The organism is Morganella sp. GD04133, assembly GCF_029835375.1.
Classification (GTDB): domain Bacteria; phylum Pseudomonadota; class Gammaproteobacteria; order Enterobacterales; family Enterobacteriaceae; genus Morganella; species Morganella morganii_B.
This window is the reverse complement of the sequence record NZ_JAODZS010000022.1, coordinates 70,067-86,755: the sequence shown is the minus strand read 5'-3', so window position 1 is coordinate 86,755 and position 16,689 is coordinate 70,067. Positions and strand designations below refer to the sequence as shown.

Here is a 16,689-nt window from a genome sequence, read left to right as displayed (position 1 = left end):
AATTAACTTTACAATGAAGGTGGGTTATTTTGTTTCCCACTTTCCCGGCTTTCCCGCCTTAATAGGTATGGGGAGGGAAAGCTCAATGTTCTTTCTGCACAAACCCATTAAACAACTTTCTTATGGTAACGCTTCACAGTAACTCAGTACAAATCCATAAGCCGGCTGATGCTCTGTATCCATCGGCTTTTTTACACTCAGAGCATTGCATTCCCGGGTGTACACCTTGGGGATGAAAACGTGATTTAGGTATACCCGACTATTTTTATATTGGAAATTGCACAATACCAAAGCTCATAGACAAACAAATAAGAGTGTGGATTGCACAGCAACAAATACAGACATTAAATTTTAATAAGTATTAACAACTCATTTGGTGAAGGACGTTTTTATTGTTATAAAATACGTAAACCCATCTTTGTTTAACTCCGGCCAGTCACCCAATACAGTCACTCTCAGGCGATATTGCCCGTAATCCCGGTTCGGAATACTCAGCAGCAGAAAATTTCTGTCTTTTGCACACTGTTATATAACTGAGTTTTCTCCGTAACCAGTATTTCAGTCAAATCAGAATTAATTTTATATAACACCATTTTCAGAAGCGGTGTATTGGGTTGAACTTCTGCAAGCCCTTCCTTTTCAAACAAGTAATCGTTGTTAAAATCATCTTTACCATACTGTTCTCGTTTTATATCAAGCCAGGCATAAATGGAGGGATAATTAGCCGGAAATATATATAGTAACGTTGGTTCCGGCATGGGGGTTACCCAAAAAAGAAAATCGACCGTTGCACCCTGTTTGTATAGATATTAATATTTCCGGTTCGCATGTATCGGAGTGTATCGGTATTTTGCGCAAAGTGCGGGCAGGTTAGAACCTCGTTAAAATCAGGTATGACATATCATTAAACCGCTTTTTTAGCTCTTTCCGGGAGACAGGGGTTACCGGAGAAATACACTAATCCGGCACTCAGTCACCGGTAAGTCCGCATACTGACAGCCCGCGGAGATAAGCGGGCTGTCAGGCCGTGCTGATTAAACTTCCTCTTCCCTCACAGATTCTTCAATATCATCCGGTTCTTTTTCCTTACTGATCGGGATAATCAGGTTCAAAATAATAGCTGTCACGCCGCCCATACAGATCGGGTTTTCTGCCAGCGCATAAAGGGATGTCGGCAGGACGTGGAAAACCGCCGGGTCATAAGAGACACCCAACCCCAGGCCCAGTGAGGTCGCCACAATCAGGGTTTCGCGGCGGCGCAGACCGTTTGACAAAATAATGCGGATCCCGGCAATGGCGATCATGGAGAACATCAGTGTCATCGCGCCCCCCAGCACCGGTGCCGGAATCGTCGTAAAGAACCAGCCGATCCCCGGAAACAGCCCCAGGATCACCAGGATAACCGCAATGATTTTTCCGACATGCCGGGAAGCCACCCCGGTCATCTGAATAACCCCGTTGTTCTGGGCAAAAGTGGTCAGCGGCAGAGAACTCATCGCGGAAGCCGCCACAGAGACCAGACCATCCGCCATTACCCCGCCTTTCAGACGGGACTGAAATTCCGGCCCCTGAATTTTCTGCCCGGACACCAGCGCGGTTGCCGTCAGGTCACCGACTGCCTCCAGTACACTGAGCAGATAGATAATAGCAACCACCAGGAAGTGGGCGAAGTTAAACGAGAAACCGTATTTGAACGGCACCGGGATCGTGATAAACGCGGCTTTGCTCATCTGACTGAAATCCACCATCCCCAGGAACAGGGCACAGATATAACCGACAATCAGCCCGATCGCGATCCCGCCCATGCGCAGCAGCGGGCTTTTGCAGCAGTTAAACCCGATAACAACCAGCAGAACCAGTAACCCGACACCGATATTCTGATAATCACCGAAGGTACCGGAGGACTTGGCGGAGAAGCCGCCGCCGAAATCGATAATCCCGACTTTTATCAGGCTCAGCCCGATCATCAGAACCACAATGCCGCTGACAGTCGGGGTGATGACACGGCGCAGATAGGGCAGGATAAAAGACGATCCCACAACTAAGAATGCACCGGCAAACGAGATACCGAAGATAGTGGACAGTAACAGTTCTTCATCAACACCATCAGCCCGCATGCTGGTTCCGATGGCAATCATCACTGTCACAAATGAAAAGTTAACGGACTGAATCGATAATAACCCCGAACCGACCATGCCGTAGCGGTTTACCTGCAGCCAGGTGCCGACACCGGAGGCAATCATGGCCATGGAAACAAGATACGCATTGGTCTCAGGCGATAACTGTAAGGCAGTACCGACAATCAGCGCCGGTGTGACCATCGGGACAAAAATGGCCAGCAGATGGGTCACGGCACCAATAATTGCCTGTAAAAACGGGGGCTTATCTTCGAGCTGGTAAATAAGATCAGATGCTGTGTTTTGTTGATCAGACATCTCTTCTCTCCTGTACGTGAATTTGACTATCTGACTCTGTTAATAACTATCTGTTTTATTTAGGACTCTTGTGGAGAACAGACGGCTGTTATGCAATCTGTATCAACAGATAAAGCAATAACCACACCAGGAGGACGTATTAGCGGGGAAAAGGGTTATAAAATGTGATTAATAACGGCGTTTTTGATCACTTTGTGAAATTGTTCGCTATTCGTACTGATGACATCATGATGCCGGTGATTTTCAGTGCAGATATCATTATGAGAATAATGATTAATAAATAATCAAATTGATAACCGGCGACTGAATATTAATTTTCTTCGCGGATACGGGCGCGGGTGATTTGCTTTCTGACCAGCAGACGCAGCGAATTCACCACCAGCAACAAGATAAAGGCGTTGGAAAAGATAAACAGAGTGAATGCCAGCAGGTGAATAAATTCATTATCTGAAGACATGCTGATATTCAGAGAAGATTTTGCCAGTGCTGATACGCCGAATGAAAAACTCCAGAATGATAAGGTAAATGCCTGCCGGGTAAACCAGGGGATCAGCCGGATCATAAACACCAGTTGCAGTAACCCGTAACCGAGCAGCATTTTGGCAAAGAAATCAATGTGATTCTGATTTACCGCCAGATAGGCGCTGCATGCCACCAGCGCCGGTGCCAGCTGAATACCGAAAGAGAGGCGCGATTTTTCATCCATCAGCCCGTCACTGCGGATCCGTTTCAGAATCGCCGGCTCCAGGCTCAGCCAGGAGAAAACCCCGGCGCCGAAGAAGAGAATACCAAGGTCAGTAAACCCGAGCGCACCACATGCCATGGCACAGATAAAATTATTAGCGACAGTCGGCAGATAGAGCACCGGGGTGGTCGCCGCTTTCGGGTACTCTCCTTTCCACTGGGAGCCGACCAGCCACGCGGCATAAGAGAGTTGCGCTACGGCACCAAGGGCGAATAATCCGGTGGAAAACAGCGGTAAGTAGGGTGTCAGCCCCATCGCTACCAGTACGATGGTCGCCGGTAACAAGCTGGAAAACCCGCTGGCGACCGGATGACGGAACTCGTCGGTCATTTTTTCCGGGAAACAGAGACTGCGGATAATAAACAGTGTGATCAGCACCAGCCAGACCGCACAACCGGCACCAATAATCACCTCACCGATGATTGCCGGATAGCCCTGCTCCGCCGCTGCGTAACGCCATGCCATCCCGGTGCCGATCAGCCCCAGAACCATGCCGAAATACCCGGCTGAAAACCGGGAAGAAACGGATTTAATCTTATTTATCAGTGCAATGCTCATATCTGTTCAGCTCTGTCATCATACAATCGCCGGAGCAGTAACCCCGGGAACTAAATAATAATACAAATTTTATAATTTATTTTGATAAGAGTCATTTTGCATGCATGTTATATCACATCATTTTTTCCGGCTGTTCCCGGCACCAGACCTGCCAGTCCCCAGTGATGGGTGATCTCACGGATAATCAGTAAAAACGCCGTGAATTGTTTGTCGGAAGGGAGTGATGTTGATGATACCGGGCTGCCGCTGATGACATTCACGATCTCATTAAACGCGCGTTCTATTTCCTCAGTGGATAAGAAATCCGCTTCATCACCAGTCAGTAGATAGTTTAGCCGCGGATCCGGGCAATGCAAAATGAGCTCTCCGGCTGGTAGTGTGGCCCGCGCCGGGATAATCCGGTTTTCAATATGTTCGATCGCTACTTCCGCTTCATAAGCGGTCACCGGCGAGTGCCGGAAAACAAATCCGTCAATCACACTGTCGCCGAGCGGAAGCCGCACATCAGCCTCCGCAGAAAAAATCCGGGTTTCTGTTGCTGTTATCTGTAATGTCAGGTGCGTTACCATTATGACCTCCGTTTAAACCTTTACACTTCTCCGCATAACTATACGTTCCCCTGTATTGACCTTCCCCTAAGGTAAACCATTAATCTCATCATTATTATCCAACTCATTACAGGGAATACCGATGAAAAAATCCGTTTGGGCGTTATCTTTATTATTAACCACATTATCTGCCGGTGCCATGGCGGCAAAAGGAACCGTCACTGTGTATAAATCCCCGACCTGCGGTTGCTGCGGCCAGTGGGCGGAAGGGGTGGAAAAAGCCGGTTATGATGTGGAAACCAATGTTATTCCGCAGGCACAGCTGGAGAAAATGATGCTCAGTTCCGGAGCCACCCCGAACCTGATGAGCTGCCATCTCGCCACGCTGAACGGCAAATATGTGATTGGTCACGTCCCGGCGGACAGCCTGGATGCCATTAATACACTGCCGGAAAGTGCCAAAGGGATTTCTGTTCCGGGGATGCCGGTCGGCAGCCTCGGCATGGAATATAAGGATATGAAAGAGCCGTATGATGTGATCGCCTATGATGCGGACGGAAAACAGACCGTATTCCGCAGCTACTGATTAGTAGCCTGATCCCGCAGCGAACATTCAAGAAAATGCAGGAATTTGTCGATAACCGGTGAAACCTCACGACGGCTGGCATAGACGGCTCTCAGCTCAATGGGGGCCGGTTCTTCATTCAGCCGGACAGCCTGCAATGTGCCGTCACGAAATGCCTGCTGACACAAATGCCCTGTTAAAATCGCAAAACCCAGCCCTTCAACGGCTGCTGCCGCTGCCAGTGCCGCACCGTTAACCTGGTAGCGGCTGTTAATGCGCACAGTCAGCCACCCGCCGTCCGGTTTACGGAAAACCCACGGCTGACCGTTCAGGGCACTCAGGCTGGAAATACAGGGCAGCCGGGTCAGCTCAGCGGCAGAAACCGGGATACCGGTCCGCGCCAGTAATGAGGGCGCAGCCACCACCACACATGACCATGACTGAATCAGACGGCTGTGATAACTGCTGTCTGCCATCTCTCCGCGCTGATAGGTCAGCAGCAGATCGATATCATCACTGATAATATCCGCCGGAGTCAGCCGGGTGTCACACCGGATCTGCAAATCCGGATGCAGCGCGGCAAACCGGGCCAGCACCGGTGCCAGCATTTCCCCGCAGCCTTCACCGGGTACCGTCAGCCGGAAACAGCCGGTCAGCACATCGTCATTGCGGATCTGTGAAAAGGTTTCCCGCAGCATGGCGTCCGTTTTTCCGGCGCACTGATACAACTGCTGCCCCTGTGCCGTCAGGCGCATACGCCGGGTTGTCCGTTCGATCAGGCGGCATCCTGTCTGGGTTTCCAGCTGTCTGATAGCCCGGCTGACATTAGACGACGGCATTCCCAGCCGGGTGGCAGCACCGGTAAAACTGCCCTGTTCCGCCACTGCCAGAAAAACCGGCAGCAAATTCAGATCGACCGCCATGACAGCGTCCCCGTTGTGAGAGATATTCATCCCTATTGTTATCACAAACAGGTTAATCTGTCCTCAGCAATAGCCGAAAGACATTAATTTCTGATAGCGCAGCGCCAGTAATTCGTCTTCCGGTAAGGCGGATAACGCCGCCAGATCCTGCAACAGCTGCTCACGCAGATTATCCGCTGCCTGCTGATAGTTGCGGTGAGCACCGCCTGCCGGTTCAGGAATAATGGTATCGATAATACCCAGTGCTTTCAGGCGCGGGGCGGTCATCCCCATGGTTTCGGCAGCCTGCGGCGCTTTATCCGCACTTTTCCACAGAATAGAGGCGCACCCTTCCGGCGAAATCGCCGCATAAGTACTGTATTGCAGCATATTGATGCGATCGCCGACACCGATCCCCAGCGCCCCGCCGGAACAGCCTTCGCCGGTGATGGAGCAGATCACCGGCGTTTTCAGCCGTGACAGCTCAAGCAGGTTACGGGCAATCGCCTCCGCCTGTCCGCGCTCTTCCGCACCCACGCCGGGATAGGCACCGGCGGAATCAATAAACATCAGCACCGGCATATGAAAACGTTCGGCCATTTTCATCAGGCGCAGCGCCTTACGGTAGCCCTCCGGTGACGGCATCCCGAAATTGCGCAGTAACTTTTCTTTGGTATCCCGCCCTTTCTGATGACCGATAACCATCACCGGACGGCCTTCAAGACGCGCCAGTCCGCCGACAATCGCCTTATCATCCGCAAAGGCGCGATCACCGGCAAGCGCCTGAAAATCCGTAAAAATAAGACTGATATAATCCAGGGTATAGGGCCGCAGCGGGTGACGGGCCAGCCGGACAATCTCCCATGCACCGAGGTCTGCATAAATCGATTGGGTCAGTTTTTCGCATTTTTTCCGCAGACAGGCAATTTCATCATCCGGATCAAACCCCAAATCGCTGCTGCGCTCTTTAAATGACTGCAATGCGGCGATTTTTTCTTCCAGCTCAATGATTGGCCTTTCAAATTCGAGATGATACTGAGACATAACAGACATTACCCTGACAGAAAACATCCGGTCAGTGTAAAAAAACGCCGGAACGGGATACAGTCCTCATTCCGGCATACACTATTATCAGAAACGGGATAATCAGCCGTAAGAAATAGCCGCACAGCGCCGGGCGGTGAAAATCGCAATCAGCGGCGCAATCGCCAGTAACATCATCAGCCAGTAGGCTGAAGACATCACACCCGTCAATGTGCCGTCATTAAAACCATTGACGTTAACAATCATTCCCGCCAGCGCCGCACCCAGTGCTGTGGCAAAAAGCTGCACGGTGGTGATGGAGGCAGCGGCGATTTCTTTATCCGCAGGCGCAGCCACCTGTAAAATCCGGGTCAGCAGATGCGGCCAGCCGAACCCGATCCCGAATCCGACCAGCGATAACCCCAGCAGGATCGGCGACATAATGCCCCATGTACCGGCAGACGGTACAGAGAGCGTCAGTGCCAGCAGAACCAGCCCCGCCAGCACAAAAACCGGCCCGAGCAGAATACTGGCGCGCATTTTCGCCCCTTTCCATCCGGCACTGATGATCTCGCTGACAGTCCAGCCCAGCGCCATCAGCGCACTCATATAACCGGATGCCAGCGGCGACTGCCCGTGCAGGCGCTGCAGGAAGTACGGCACGAACACTTCACAGGTCATGCCGATCGCCAGCAGAGAGATGGTGATATACAGCGCCGCATGATGACTGCCGCGCCGAAAGGTATTTTCCGGCAGTAACCGGATGCGGCTGCGCTGCTCAATCAGCGCGAGCACAATCAGTAACAGCAGCGAGACCACCACACCGCCCACATTCAGGAATACATCCGGGCTGAGGCTCCCCGCAGAGACCACCAGCACAGCGGCAGTCAGTAATGTCAGCTGGATCAGAGGAAGGCGCGGCCGGGTGCCGTCATCTTTCTGCTTTTTCGGCATAATTGTAAGCAAAAAGAGCCCATAAATAACCATCAGCGGCAACATCACACCAAAAGCAAAACGCCAGGCGTTTAACTGGGCAAAAATACCCCCGACTGCCGGACCGACTAATGTGGCAACACCCCACATCCCGGAAATCAGCGCCATGGCTCTCGGCCACAGTGCCGGCACATACACTAAATTGATCATGGCATAAGACAATGCGAACATAACACCGCCGCCGAAGCCCTGAATGGTACGCCCCAGCAGCATAATTTCCATCCGGGGTGCCAGCGCACAGGCCAGGCTGCCGGCGAAAAAGGCCACCACCGAGATAAGATAGGCGATACGGGCACCGTATACGGCAAGCAGCCGGGCGGAGAGTACAGAACCGATAATGGATGCCGCCACAAACAGTGTGGTATTCCAGGCATACAGATTCAGGCCGCCGATATCAGCAACAACGGATGGCAAAATGGTGGTCGCCATTAAGATATTAACGGCGTGAATAACAACACCGAACGAGAGAGCGATTGAAATCGCAGCGTTTTTCCCTGAGAAGAGATCACGCCAGCGGCTGTCATCAGGCAACATAGAACCATCCTTTAGTCTTGTGATACTTTGCTGAATACGATAAATTAAACAAGAATTAACTTGGATAAATAAATACCGGGCACGAGAATATGTCAAGAACTAACCTGGAAAGCAACCTCAGTTCCGCACAATCGGTCGGCGAAAAATTGCTTATTCTTCTGAAAAAGCATGGCCCGATGCAGGCATCCGAAGCCGGGGAGCATCTGGGCACCACCGGGGAAGCCGCCCGTCAGCAGTTTACCAAACTGGCCCGGGACGGCATGGTTGAGGCACATTCCGAATGCCGGGGGGTTGGTCGTCCGGTGCAGCGCTGGCATCTGACCGCGCTGGGCAATAAACGCTTTCCTGACAGTCATGCGGAGCTGACCGTCAAAATCCTGACCACTATCCGCCGCGAACTCGGCGAGGATGCTATCGGCAAAATTATTACCGCCCGTGAAAACGAAGCCCGCCGCGACTATTTTGATAAACTTCAGGGCGCAGCAACCCTGGAAGAACGCATTATCCGCCTCGTTGCCATCCGCACAGAGGAAGGCTATATGGCGCAGTGGGAAAAAGAACCGGAAGGAAGCTGGCTGATTATTGAAAACCACTGCCCTATCTGCTCCGCTGCCCGCATGTGTCAGGGATTCTGCCGCGCCGAGCTGGAACTCTTTCAGACAGTTTTAAATGCAAGTGTGGAACGGGTCGAATATTTACTCACGGATTCTCGCCGCTGCGTATATCGTGTGATACAACAGGAAGATTAACCATTTCAGTTAATCACTAAAAGGAAAGAGGTCACACAATGAAAATTTCCGCACGTAACCAGCTCACCGGTAAAGTCTCCCGCATTGTTGCCGGTGCTGTTAATAATGAAGTGGAATTAACACTTGAGCATGGTGAAATTCTGACAACCGTCATCACCAAAGAGAGCTGTGACGTATTAGGGATCCGCGAAGGGAAAGACGCTGTCGCGATTATTAAAGCACCGTGGGTGGTACTGGCAAATCCGGATTGCGGTCTGCGTTTTTCCGCCCGTAATCAGTTCCGCGGTAAAATCAGCAAAATGGTCAATGGTGCGGTCAACAGCACAATTCACCTGAGAACCGAAAAAGGTCTGCCGCTGACAGCCGTTATTACCAATGAAAGCCGCGATGAAATGGAATTACATGAAGGTAATGAAATTGTCGCACTGATAAAAGCCTCCAGCGTCATTTTAGCCACTAAAGCCTGATGACAGAAGGCCGTATAACAGGCTGGTCAGTTTCTTAACTGACCAGCATTATCTTGTGAGCAAACTGTTTTATGATCAGAAAGGCAGCTGCTCCGGTACGGCTGCCCCGGAAAAGACGGTATCGTAGCTGTTCGTCAGATGTCCGATATCATATGCTATCTTTTCTTTATCTGTCAGTCTGGCAGACAATACGGTACCGGCAGGGCCTAACGCAATTAAAAACAGATCAATATTCTCTTTCATCAGGCACTGTTCAGTTAACTGGTCGATATCGTCATAAGCATTCTTGTTTTTTGACCAGATAACATCTTTATTCTTTATATTAGACAGTAAGTAGTGTTCGGTATTCAGACGTGAATCTTTGCCCGTCACAATACAAACATTTTTTCCTTCCCATAGTTCCATCCAAGCATCAGCCAGTTCTTGACCACACTGATAAAATCCCTCCGGACGACTGACAAACGAGTCACCGTATACCGGCTGATCAATAAAAAATTTACAGATAAACCAGTAGTTCACCCAGAAATCCTGCCAGAATTTGACTTCTGATCCATAACCAGGCATACAAACAAGTGTATTACGCTTTCCGGAACAAATACTCCGCAATTCATACATCAGTTTTTTATCCGAACTCTGATAATAAATACCGAGTTCCAGCATCAGCATCAGCTCACCATCACCAAACCGGCTGATCCCGCATTTATTTTCTTTCATCCATCTCATCGTTTCCAGAACGGATAAACGTTTTCCCCTGAAGAAATGGTACGTATCATCCAGTACTTTCGCTACCCGACTCTGGTATAAATGCGATTCAATCTTTTTGCTGAGTTCATTCTGTTTTACGGCATAGAAATCAACAGAGATGTCATTATAAAAACCGATAATATCCCTGGCTATCCCGCGGACAATGGAGACAGTATCTGTTTCATCCAGCGGGATCCGGCTGAATTCATATTTTTTATTCCGGCCATCATAAATTAATGTTTTATAATCAAAATCATGTTTAAGGCTTTTCTTAAAAAGATCCAGAGAGCCATAATCCCTGAATGCCAGCCAGACATTTCCCCTTGAATCGACATCGAGTGCAACTTTAAATGCCCCAGTTTCAATCTCCACAAAGGCGATCTCCCAGCTATATATTTTTGCATTTTTAACATAATAGCTGGGAAATTTATCCTTATTAAATTCACTGACAAAATTTTCCAAATCAATTTTCATGCCTTAAATCCCTTTTGACGAAAATTAAAACAGTCCCTCATCCCGCAAAATATGTTTATCCCCTCTGCGGCGGGTAAAACCGGTTCTGTCAAAAAACTCCAGAATCTGTACGGCCAGCTTACGCCCCATGCCGTATTTATCCCTGAATTGTGCCGCACCGATACCTGCTTCATGTGACTGATTATATTCACGGATAACCTGCGCGAATTCCGTGATTTGTGACCGGTGATAATAGCGGTCAGGCACAATCGCCATAATATGACCCAGCTGTGCGGCTTTTTTCAGAAATTGACGGGCAGTTGTTTCATCAATACCGAGTTTGACGGCCAGATCACGAACCCACCACGGTTCCTGCTGAAACAGTGGTTCCGCACTGTGCCAGAGCGTGCCCTGAGCCGGGTCGAAGGCCAGACCGAATCCCGGCAGATGGAGCCAGCCCCGGGTTCTGACAATCTGCTTTTCATTCAGTAATTGTGCAATAACCGGAAATACGATGGAATCAGAAAGCACCGGTAATGCCATCCGTTTCAGCCGGTCACGGCCGACGCCCATCTGATCGCTGTGTGACTGATGATAATCCGCCAGGGTGGCCAGCAGAATGGCTTTTGCCGTTTCAACCCGTTGTGCCGAAAGGGCATAACCGTCATTGATCAACAGATTCAGCCCGGCGGTACATTCCGTCAGTTTTTCTGCTGTCAGCTGCCGCGCCCAGGCAAACACCGGCAGAAAAACCTCCCCGCGCGGCAGTTCGCACAGCAGAACATCACGATCATTCTGTGCCGCTGCCCGTTCTGATAACCATGCCAGAAATTCCGGACGACGTTTTCCGCGTCGCGGAGAGGATAAATTCAGTACCCGGGCACCCGCCAGTGTGCGCTGCGCACTGATATCGCGCAGGATCAGCCGGTCTTCTTCCGCCAGCCAGAGCGGGGTATCAAGGGTGATTTCCGCCAGCAGCGGACGGATGTTATCCTCACTCAGGAGGGAGACCCGCCCGGTGATATGACTGGCACCGTGGTGAATATGCACCGGCTGCCAGCTTTTCAGACCTTCATCTGTTTCAATTTCCGCCAGAATGCGGTGTGCGGACTGCACCGGTTTTTCGCTCAGCAACCAGTCGCCGCGGGAAACCGTCTCTTTGCTGACATCCCCGCTCAGATTGATCGCCACGCGATCACCGGCCTGAGCCTGTTCCTGCTGACGGTTCTGGGCATGAATGCCGCGCACACGGACAGATTTATCGCTGCCGGTCACCCATAATGTGTCGCCGGTGCTGACACGCCCGGCAAGCGCGGTACCGGTCACCACCAGCCCTGCCCCTTTGACACTGAAAACACGGTCAATCGCCATCCGGAAACGTTTTTCTGTCCGGCTGTCTGAGGATTGCTGCTGATGGTGCAGACGCAGGTGCGCCCGCAGTGCATCCAGCCCTTCGCCGGTATGGGATGAGGTGACAAACACCGGGCTTTCCGGCCAGCCGTCAGATAACAGCAGCTCTGTGATTTGCTGCCGGACTTCCTCAACCCGCTCCGCCGGAACGCGATCGGCTTTGGTCAGCACCACCGAGATCTGCGGGCGTCCTGCCAGACGCAGAATTGCCAGATGCTCGCGGGTTTGTGCCATCACCCCATCGTCACAGGCAATAATCAGCAGGATATGGCGGATCCCGCCGATACCCGCCAGCATATTGCCGAGAAACTTTTCATGGCCCGGCACATCGACAAAGCCGATCACGGTATCATCTTCCTGCGGCCAGTAAGCGTAGCCGAGGTCGATGGTCATTCCGCGTTTTTTCTCTTCCGGCAGATGAGTGGTATCCACACCGGTAACAGCCTGAATAAGTGCCGTTTTTCCGTGGTCAACATGGCCGGCTGTAGCAAAAATCATGGTAACAGTGCCTGTAAAAGTCGGTTTTCATCTTCAAGGCAACGCAGATCCCACCACAGACGCCCGTCACTCACCCGCCCGATCACCGGAATGGTCAGCTGACGGTGAGAGTGCGTCAGAGTGGCTAAGGCGCTGCCTTTTCCGTTTTGCGGGGTAAACGTCACTGCCCAGCCGGGCAGGCGTTCCACCGGCAGGGATCCGCTGCCAATCTGCGAGGAGCAGGGCTCTGCGCGGATCACCCATTCATCACCGTAATATGCCTGAATTTTCGGTACAAGCCGTTGTGCCATATCATAAATATCGTCAGCAGACCGGGTCAGCAGGCGCAGTGACGGCAGTGTCTGTGCCAGCTTTTCCGGACAGCGGTACAGACGCAGCGTGGCATCCAGCGCCGCCAGGGTCATTTTATCTGCCCGCAGAGCACGTTTGAGCGGATGACGCTGTATCGCCTCAATCCACGCTTTTTTGCCGAGAATAATCCCTGCCTGCGGCCCGCCGAGCAGTTTATCGCCGGAGAAAGTCACAATATCAATGCCCTGCGCCAGATAGCGCTGCGGCATCGGCTCTTCCGGCAGTCCCCACTGCGTCATATCAATCAGAGCACCGCTGCCGAGATCAATCACCGACGGGATAGTCAGTTCCCGGCCGAGTGCCGCCAGTTCCTGCCCGGAGACCTCCGCCGTAAAACCTTCAATATGATAATTGCTGGTGTGGACCTTCATCAGCAGCGCGGTCTGCTCACTGACGGCATTTTTATAATCATGCAGATGGGTCCGGTTCGTGGTGCCGACCTCAACCAGACGGCAGCCCGCCTGACTCATCACTTCCGGCACACGGAAGGCACCGCCGATTTCCACCAGTTCACCACGGGAAACAATCACTTCCCGCCCGGCCGCCATCGTCGCCAGCACCAGCAATACTGCCGCCGCATTATTATTGACGATACAGGCCGCTTCCGCACCGGTCAGCTGACACAGGCGCTCCGCAACAATGCTGTCGCGGTGACCGCGCCCGGCATCACCGAGGGAATATTCGAGCGTGACCGGCCAGCGCATGGCATTGGTCACCGCCTCAATAGCCGTTTCCGCCTGTAATGCCCGGCCGAGATTGGTGTGCAGCACAGTACCGGTCAGGTTAATGACCGGCCGCAGTGCTTCCCGCTCGCTGTCCAGACGGCGGGACAGTTCATCCGCCCAGCAATCGTGCCAGTCCGGCAGCTGCTGCCGCTCACGGATCGCGTCACGTGCATCATCCTGCATCTCCCGCAGCATACTGACGATACAGGTCTGTCCGTACTGTTCTGTCAGTGCGGCAACCGGTGTTTCATGTAATAACCCGTCAATGGCAGGTATCTGACTGTATAATGCACGTTCATTCATAGCGGACTCACTTCACTGACTTATTCGTTCGGGAACAGGAACGGGTTGATACTGCTGCGGGCAAAACCTTCTTCTTCCATCCGGGCATCCAGGATCAGGGTTGCCAGGTCATCTGCCACGGTATCCACTTTCGCGTCTTTTTCCTGTGACAGGATTTTCAGGTAACTGCCGCAATCACCACAGCTTTCTGCTTTCACCGCCGCCTGTTCACTTTCCAGTGACCAGTAATTCAGATCACGGGTCTGCTCGCAGTTAGTACACTTAATACGGACCACATGCCATTCGGTTTCACATAATCCGCAGTGCAGATAGCGCAGCCCCTGTGTAGTGCCGATCTGGATCACCCCGGAGACCGGCATCGCTGCACAGACCGGGCAGAACTGGCGGTGTTCGCCGTGCTCTTCACGGCCTTTGCCCGGGATCATCGACGCCATCTGCGCCCAGTACAGGGATAACGCTGCCCAGATAAACACGGACTTATCCGGGGATACAGCAGAAAATTCCTGATTAAACAACGCCGTTGCCATGTCTTCCAGCTCATTTTCAGAGGCTTTGTCCAGGTTTTCCAGGGTCGGACGGGCATGATCCGGCGCAACCGGCAGCAGCTCAGCAATAATGCTTTTCAGCAGTTTGCGCCAGTGTTCCGTGCGCTGAAATGTACGGCAGTCGAGCAACGCTTTGCCCGGTGTATTCGCCGCCATCAGGGCATCCATATCCATTTCAAGCGGATTGTCATACAGGGCCTTCTGCTGGGCGCGGGTGATTTCCGCCGCAAATTCCAGGTAATCCGCAAACGGGTTATCTTTGGCCAGCTCATCAAAGCGTTCGGCACGGCGCTGATACAGATTCTTCAGATTAGGAAACAGCACTGCCGGGATAAAGCCAATCCCTTTTTCATTTTTCTGAGCCTGTCCCAGCTCTTCTTTGGATACAATTCGGATACTCATGATCTTGCTCTTCTTCTGATATGGAGAGGATAAGCCGGTCCGGCAACGAAAACCCTATTATGAACCGGCTGCCTTAAAATGTCGAAAAGGCAGGGGAAACCCCTGCCTTCTGAATAGTCACACAAGAAGATTAAAAACGGTCACTGACCTTTTTTATCCTCTTCGCGCTCTTTTGCCACAATCTGACGGTACCAGCGCGGGTGATGTTTCTTCGCCCAGCCGCGCGTTACCCAGCCTTCCGTCATCGCACGCACTGATCCTTTCACCCAGATTGCCGCATACGCGTGAACAATAATGGTGATAATCAGCCCGATAGCAGAAATTGAGTGTACCAGCAGCGCAATGCGGATCACCGGAATGGAGAAATACTCCGCAAAGTAAGGACGCCAGATAACAATACCGCTCAGCAACAGCAGGAACAGGCAGATACTGGCTGCCCAGTACACCCCTTTCTGACCGAGGTTATACTGACCGACATCACCGGCTTCCTCATTTTTCATGATTTTGCCGATCTGCTTCGCCCACTCGATATCATCACGGTTGATAAAGTTGTGTTTAAAGTAACGGAAAAACATAAACACAAACAGTAAGAACATCACCACACCGGTAAACGGATGCAGCAGACGTGATAACTGCGGGGTACCCAGAATGTTCATAAACCAGTTAAGCGACGGGAAGAAAAACCCGAGCCCGCTGATGGCCGTAAACAGAAAACAAATGACCACAGCCCAGTGATTGATACGCGCAATGGGTTTGTGGCGGATAATTTTTTCGCGATCATCCTGTTGCATTATTTCTGCTCCTCCTGACCTGCTGATTGCTCAGTCTTTGCCGGAACATCCTGAATATCTTTCAGGGCCTCTTCTTCCTCGCGTTTTGATACCCGGTTCGGACCGATACCCACGTAATGGAAGATTGCCGCCGCAAAGGTCGCCGCAAAGCCGACTGCGGCCAGTGGTTTCCATGCACCTTTCCAGAATTTCACCGCGGCACTGATTTCCGGGTTCTCCGGCAGGCCGTGATATAACTGCGGCTTATCCGCGTGGTGCAGCACATACATCACGTGCGTACCGCCGACACCCTGCGGATCATACAGACCGGCTTTGGCATAACCACGGCTTTGCAGCTCAGTCACACGATCACCGGCCAGCGCTTTCATATCCTCTTTCGAGCCGAAATGAATCGCGCCTGTCGGACAGGTTTTCACACACGCCGGTTCCTGACCCACGTCCACGCGGTCAACACACAGTGTGCATTTATAAGCGCGGTTATCTTCTTCGTTGATACGCGGCACATTAAACGGACAGCCCGCGATACAGTAACCGCAGCCGATGCAGTGCTCTGACTGGAAGTCGACAATCCCGTTGGCATACTGAATAATCGCACCTTCCGCCGGGCAGGCTTTCAGACAGCCCGGGTCCGCGCAGTGCATACAGCCGTCTTTACGGATCAGCCACTCAAATTTGCCGTTCTCTTCCACTTCGGAGAAACGCATGACAGTCCATGACTTGGCGGTCAAATCCTGCGGGTTGTCATACACCCCCACGTTGGTACCGATTTTGTCACGGATGTCATTCCACTCCGAACAGGCCACCTGACAGGCTTTACAGCCGATACAGGTGGTCACGTCAATCAGCTTCGCCACTTCTTCCTTAAAATCCCGCACCTGAGGTGCGGGGGTCAGGGAATTGGTGGCAGAGCGACGAATAATGTCCTGTGATTGCATTGACATAATTTAT

16 protein-coding genes are annotated in these 16,689 nt (G+C 51.8%); 3 read left to right on the top strand and 13 right to left on the bottom strand.

Going from position 1 to position 16,689, the window contains the following annotated elements:
* Positions 1-491 precede the first annotated feature (491 nt).
* The 4 genes from N7387_RS12405 to N7387_RS12390 form a co-directional block, all read right to left on the bottom strand.
* Entirely contained in the window at positions 492-758 is a 267-nt protein-coding gene (locus N7387_RS12405; protein WP_279799288.1) for a hypothetical protein, read from the bottom strand.
* 276 nt (positions 759-1,034) lie between these two features.
* Positions 1,035-2,435 carry a nucleobase:cation symporter-2 family protein gene (locus tag N7387_RS12400; RefSeq protein WP_123569609.1) on the bottom strand — a complete coding sequence of 467 codons (1,401 nt, stop codon included), beginning with the start codon at positions 2,433-2,435 and terminating at the stop codon, positions 1,035-1,037.
* A 310-nt stretch (positions 2,436-2,745) separates the two neighbouring features.
* Positions 2,746-3,738 carry a dicarboxylate transporter/tellurite-resistance protein TehA gene (tehA, locus tag N7387_RS12395; RefSeq protein WP_279799283.1) on the bottom strand — a complete coding sequence of 331 codons (993 nt, stop codon included), beginning with the start codon at positions 3,736-3,738 and terminating at the stop codon, positions 2,746-2,748.
* A 107-nt stretch (positions 3,739-3,845) separates the two neighbouring features.
* On the bottom strand, positions 3,846-4,307 hold the full coding sequence (locus N7387_RS12390) for a hypothetical protein (protein WP_262859836.1): 462 nt from the start codon (positions 4,305-4,307) through the stop codon (positions 3,846-3,848).
* A 121-nt stretch (positions 4,308-4,428) separates the two neighbouring features.
* Between N7387_RS12390 and N7387_RS12385 the strand changes: the two genes are divergently transcribed.
* On the top strand, positions 4,429-4,872 hold the full coding sequence (locus tag N7387_RS12385) for a DUF411 domain-containing protein (RefSeq protein WP_262859837.1): 444 nt from the start codon (positions 4,429-4,431) through the stop codon (positions 4,870-4,872).
* On the opposite strand, the gene N7387_RS12380 is transcribed toward N7387_RS12385, so the two are convergent.
* The 3 genes from N7387_RS12380 to N7387_RS12370 form a co-directional block, all read right to left on the bottom strand.
* Positions 4,866-5,774, bottom strand: coding sequence for a LysR family transcriptional regulator (locus N7387_RS12380; protein ID WP_262859838.1), 909 nt, complete (start codon positions 5,772-5,774; stop codon positions 4,866-4,868). The two genes, N7387_RS12385 and N7387_RS12380, sit on opposite strands and share 7 nt — an antisense overlap.
* Positions 5,775-5,837: 63 nt before the next feature.
* The gene (gene accA / locus N7387_RS12375; RefSeq protein WP_279799279.1) at positions 5,838-6,797 is read right to left on the bottom strand and encodes an acetyl-CoA carboxylase carboxyl transferase subunit alpha; all 960 of its coding nucleotides are present in this window, start codon (positions 6,795-6,797) and stop codon (positions 5,838-5,840) included.
* A gap of 102 nt (positions 6,798-6,899) precedes the next feature.
* Positions 6,900-8,303: an MFS transporter gene (locus N7387_RS12370; RefSeq protein WP_004236683.1), complete on the bottom strand. Its 1,404-nt coding sequence runs from the start codon at positions 8,301-8,303 to the stop codon at positions 6,900-6,902.
* A gap of 89 nt (positions 8,304-8,392) precedes the next feature.
* Here N7387_RS12370 and N7387_RS12365 point away from each other — a divergent pair, with 89 nt between their 5' ends.
* Together N7387_RS12365 and N7387_RS12360 are read left to right on the top strand one after the other, a co-directional pair.
* On the top strand, positions 8,393-9,052 hold the full coding sequence (locus tag N7387_RS12365; protein WP_279799276.1) for a transcriptional regulator: 660 nt from the start codon (positions 8,393-8,395) through the stop codon (positions 9,050-9,052).
* 38 nt (positions 9,053-9,090) lie between these two features.
* On the top strand, positions 9,091-9,519 hold the full coding sequence (locus N7387_RS12360; protein ID WP_262859841.1) for a TOBE domain-containing protein: 429 nt from the start codon (positions 9,091-9,093) through the stop codon (positions 9,517-9,519).
* A gap of 75 nt (positions 9,520-9,594) precedes the next feature.
* On the opposite strand, the gene N7387_RS12355 is transcribed toward N7387_RS12360, so the two are convergent.
* The 6 genes from N7387_RS12355 to fdxH form a co-directional block, all read right to left on the bottom strand.
* On the bottom strand, positions 9,595-10,737 hold the full coding sequence (locus N7387_RS12355; protein WP_279799274.1) for a GT-D fold domain-containing glycosyltransferase: 1,143 nt from the start codon (positions 10,735-10,737) through the stop codon (positions 9,595-9,597).
* A gap of 24 nt (positions 10,738-10,761) precedes the next feature.
* On the bottom strand, positions 10,762-12,624 hold the full coding sequence (gene selB / locus N7387_RS12350; protein ID WP_262859843.1) for a selenocysteine-specific translation elongation factor: 1,863 nt from the start codon (positions 12,622-12,624) through the stop codon (positions 10,762-10,764).
* The gene (selA, locus tag N7387_RS12345) at positions 12,621-14,003 is read right to left on the bottom strand and encodes an L-seryl-tRNA(Sec) selenium transferase (protein ID WP_262862586.1); all 1,383 of its coding nucleotides are present in this window, start codon (positions 14,001-14,003) and stop codon (positions 12,621-12,623) included. The genes selB and selA overlap by 4 nt, the downstream gene beginning before the upstream one ends.
* 20 nt (positions 14,004-14,023) lie before the next feature.
* Positions 14,024-14,950 (bottom strand): formate dehydrogenase accessory protein FdhE, encoded by a 927-nt coding sequence (gene fdhE, locus N7387_RS12340; RefSeq protein ID WP_025153665.1) that lies wholly within the window; start codon positions 14,948-14,950, stop codon positions 14,024-14,026.
* 140 nt (positions 14,951-15,090) lie between these two features.
* A complete protein-coding gene (gene fdoI, locus N7387_RS12335) occupies positions 15,091-15,741 on the bottom strand; it encodes a formate dehydrogenase cytochrome b556 subunit (RefSeq protein WP_004236693.1) in 651 nt (216 codons plus the stop codon).
* On the bottom strand, positions 15,741-16,682 hold the full coding sequence (gene fdxH, locus N7387_RS12330; protein WP_025153666.1) for a formate dehydrogenase subunit beta: 942 nt from the start codon (positions 16,680-16,682) through the stop codon (positions 15,741-15,743). Before fdxH ends, fdoI begins: the two co-directional genes overlap by 1 nt.
* Positions 16,683-16,689 lie beyond the last annotated feature (7 nt).

Bases quoted from the DNA above. Each gene is read 5' to 3' on its own strand.
- N7387_RS12380 (WP_262859838.1), bottom strand. From the start codon at position 5,774: ATGGCGGTCGATCTGAATTTGCTGCCGGTTTTTCTGGCAGTGGCGGAA.
- fdhE (WP_025153665.1), bottom strand. From the start codon at position 14,950: ATGAGTATCCGAATTGTATCCAAAGAAGAGCTGGGACAGGCTCAGAAA.
- accA (WP_279799279.1), bottom strand. From the start codon at position 6,797: ATGTCTCAGTATCATCTCGAATTTGAAAGGCCAATCATTGAGCTGGAA.
- N7387_RS12385 (WP_262859837.1), top strand. From the start codon at position 4,429: ATGAAAAAATCCGTTTGGGCGTTATCTTTATTATTAACCACATTATCT.
- N7387_RS12390 (WP_262859836.1), bottom strand. From the start codon at position 4,307: ATGGTAACGCACCTGACATTACAGATAACAGCAACAGAAACCCGGATT.
- N7387_RS12405 (WP_279799288.1), bottom strand. From the start codon at position 758: ATGCCGGAACCAACGTTACTATATATATTTCCGGCTAATTATCCCTCC.
- N7387_RS12400 (WP_123569609.1), bottom strand. From the start codon at position 2,435: ATGTCTGATCAACAAAACACAGCATCTGATCTTATTTACCAGCTCGAA.
- N7387_RS12360 (WP_262859841.1), top strand. From the start codon at position 9,091: ATGAAAATTTCCGCACGTAACCAGCTCACCGGTAAAGTCTCCCGCATT.
- selB (WP_262859843.1), bottom strand. From the start codon at position 12,624: ATGATTTTTGCTACAGCCGGCCATGTTGACCACGGAAAAACGGCACTT.
- selA (WP_262862586.1), bottom strand. From the start codon at position 14,003: ATGAATGAACGTGCATTATACAGTCAGATACCTGCCATTGACGGGTTA.
- fdoI (WP_004236693.1), bottom strand. From the start codon at position 15,741: ATGCAACAGGATGATCGCGAAAAAATTATCCGCCACAAACCCATTGCG.
- N7387_RS12370 (WP_004236683.1), bottom strand. From the start codon at position 8,303: ATGTTGCCTGATGACAGCCGCTGGCGTGATCTCTTCTCAGGGAAAAAC.
- N7387_RS12365 (WP_279799276.1), top strand. From the start codon at position 8,393: ATGTCAAGAACTAACCTGGAAAGCAACCTCAGTTCCGCACAATCGGTC.
- N7387_RS12355 (WP_279799274.1), bottom strand. From the start codon at position 10,737: ATGAAAATTGATTTGGAAAATTTTGTCAGTGAATTTAATAAGGATAAA.
- tehA (WP_279799283.1), bottom strand. From the start codon at position 3,738: ATGAGCATTGCACTGATAAATAAGATTAAATCCGTTTCTTCCCGGTTT.
- fdxH (WP_025153666.1), bottom strand. From the start codon at position 16,682: ATGTCAATGCAATCACAGGACATTATTCGTCGCTCTGCCACCAATTCC.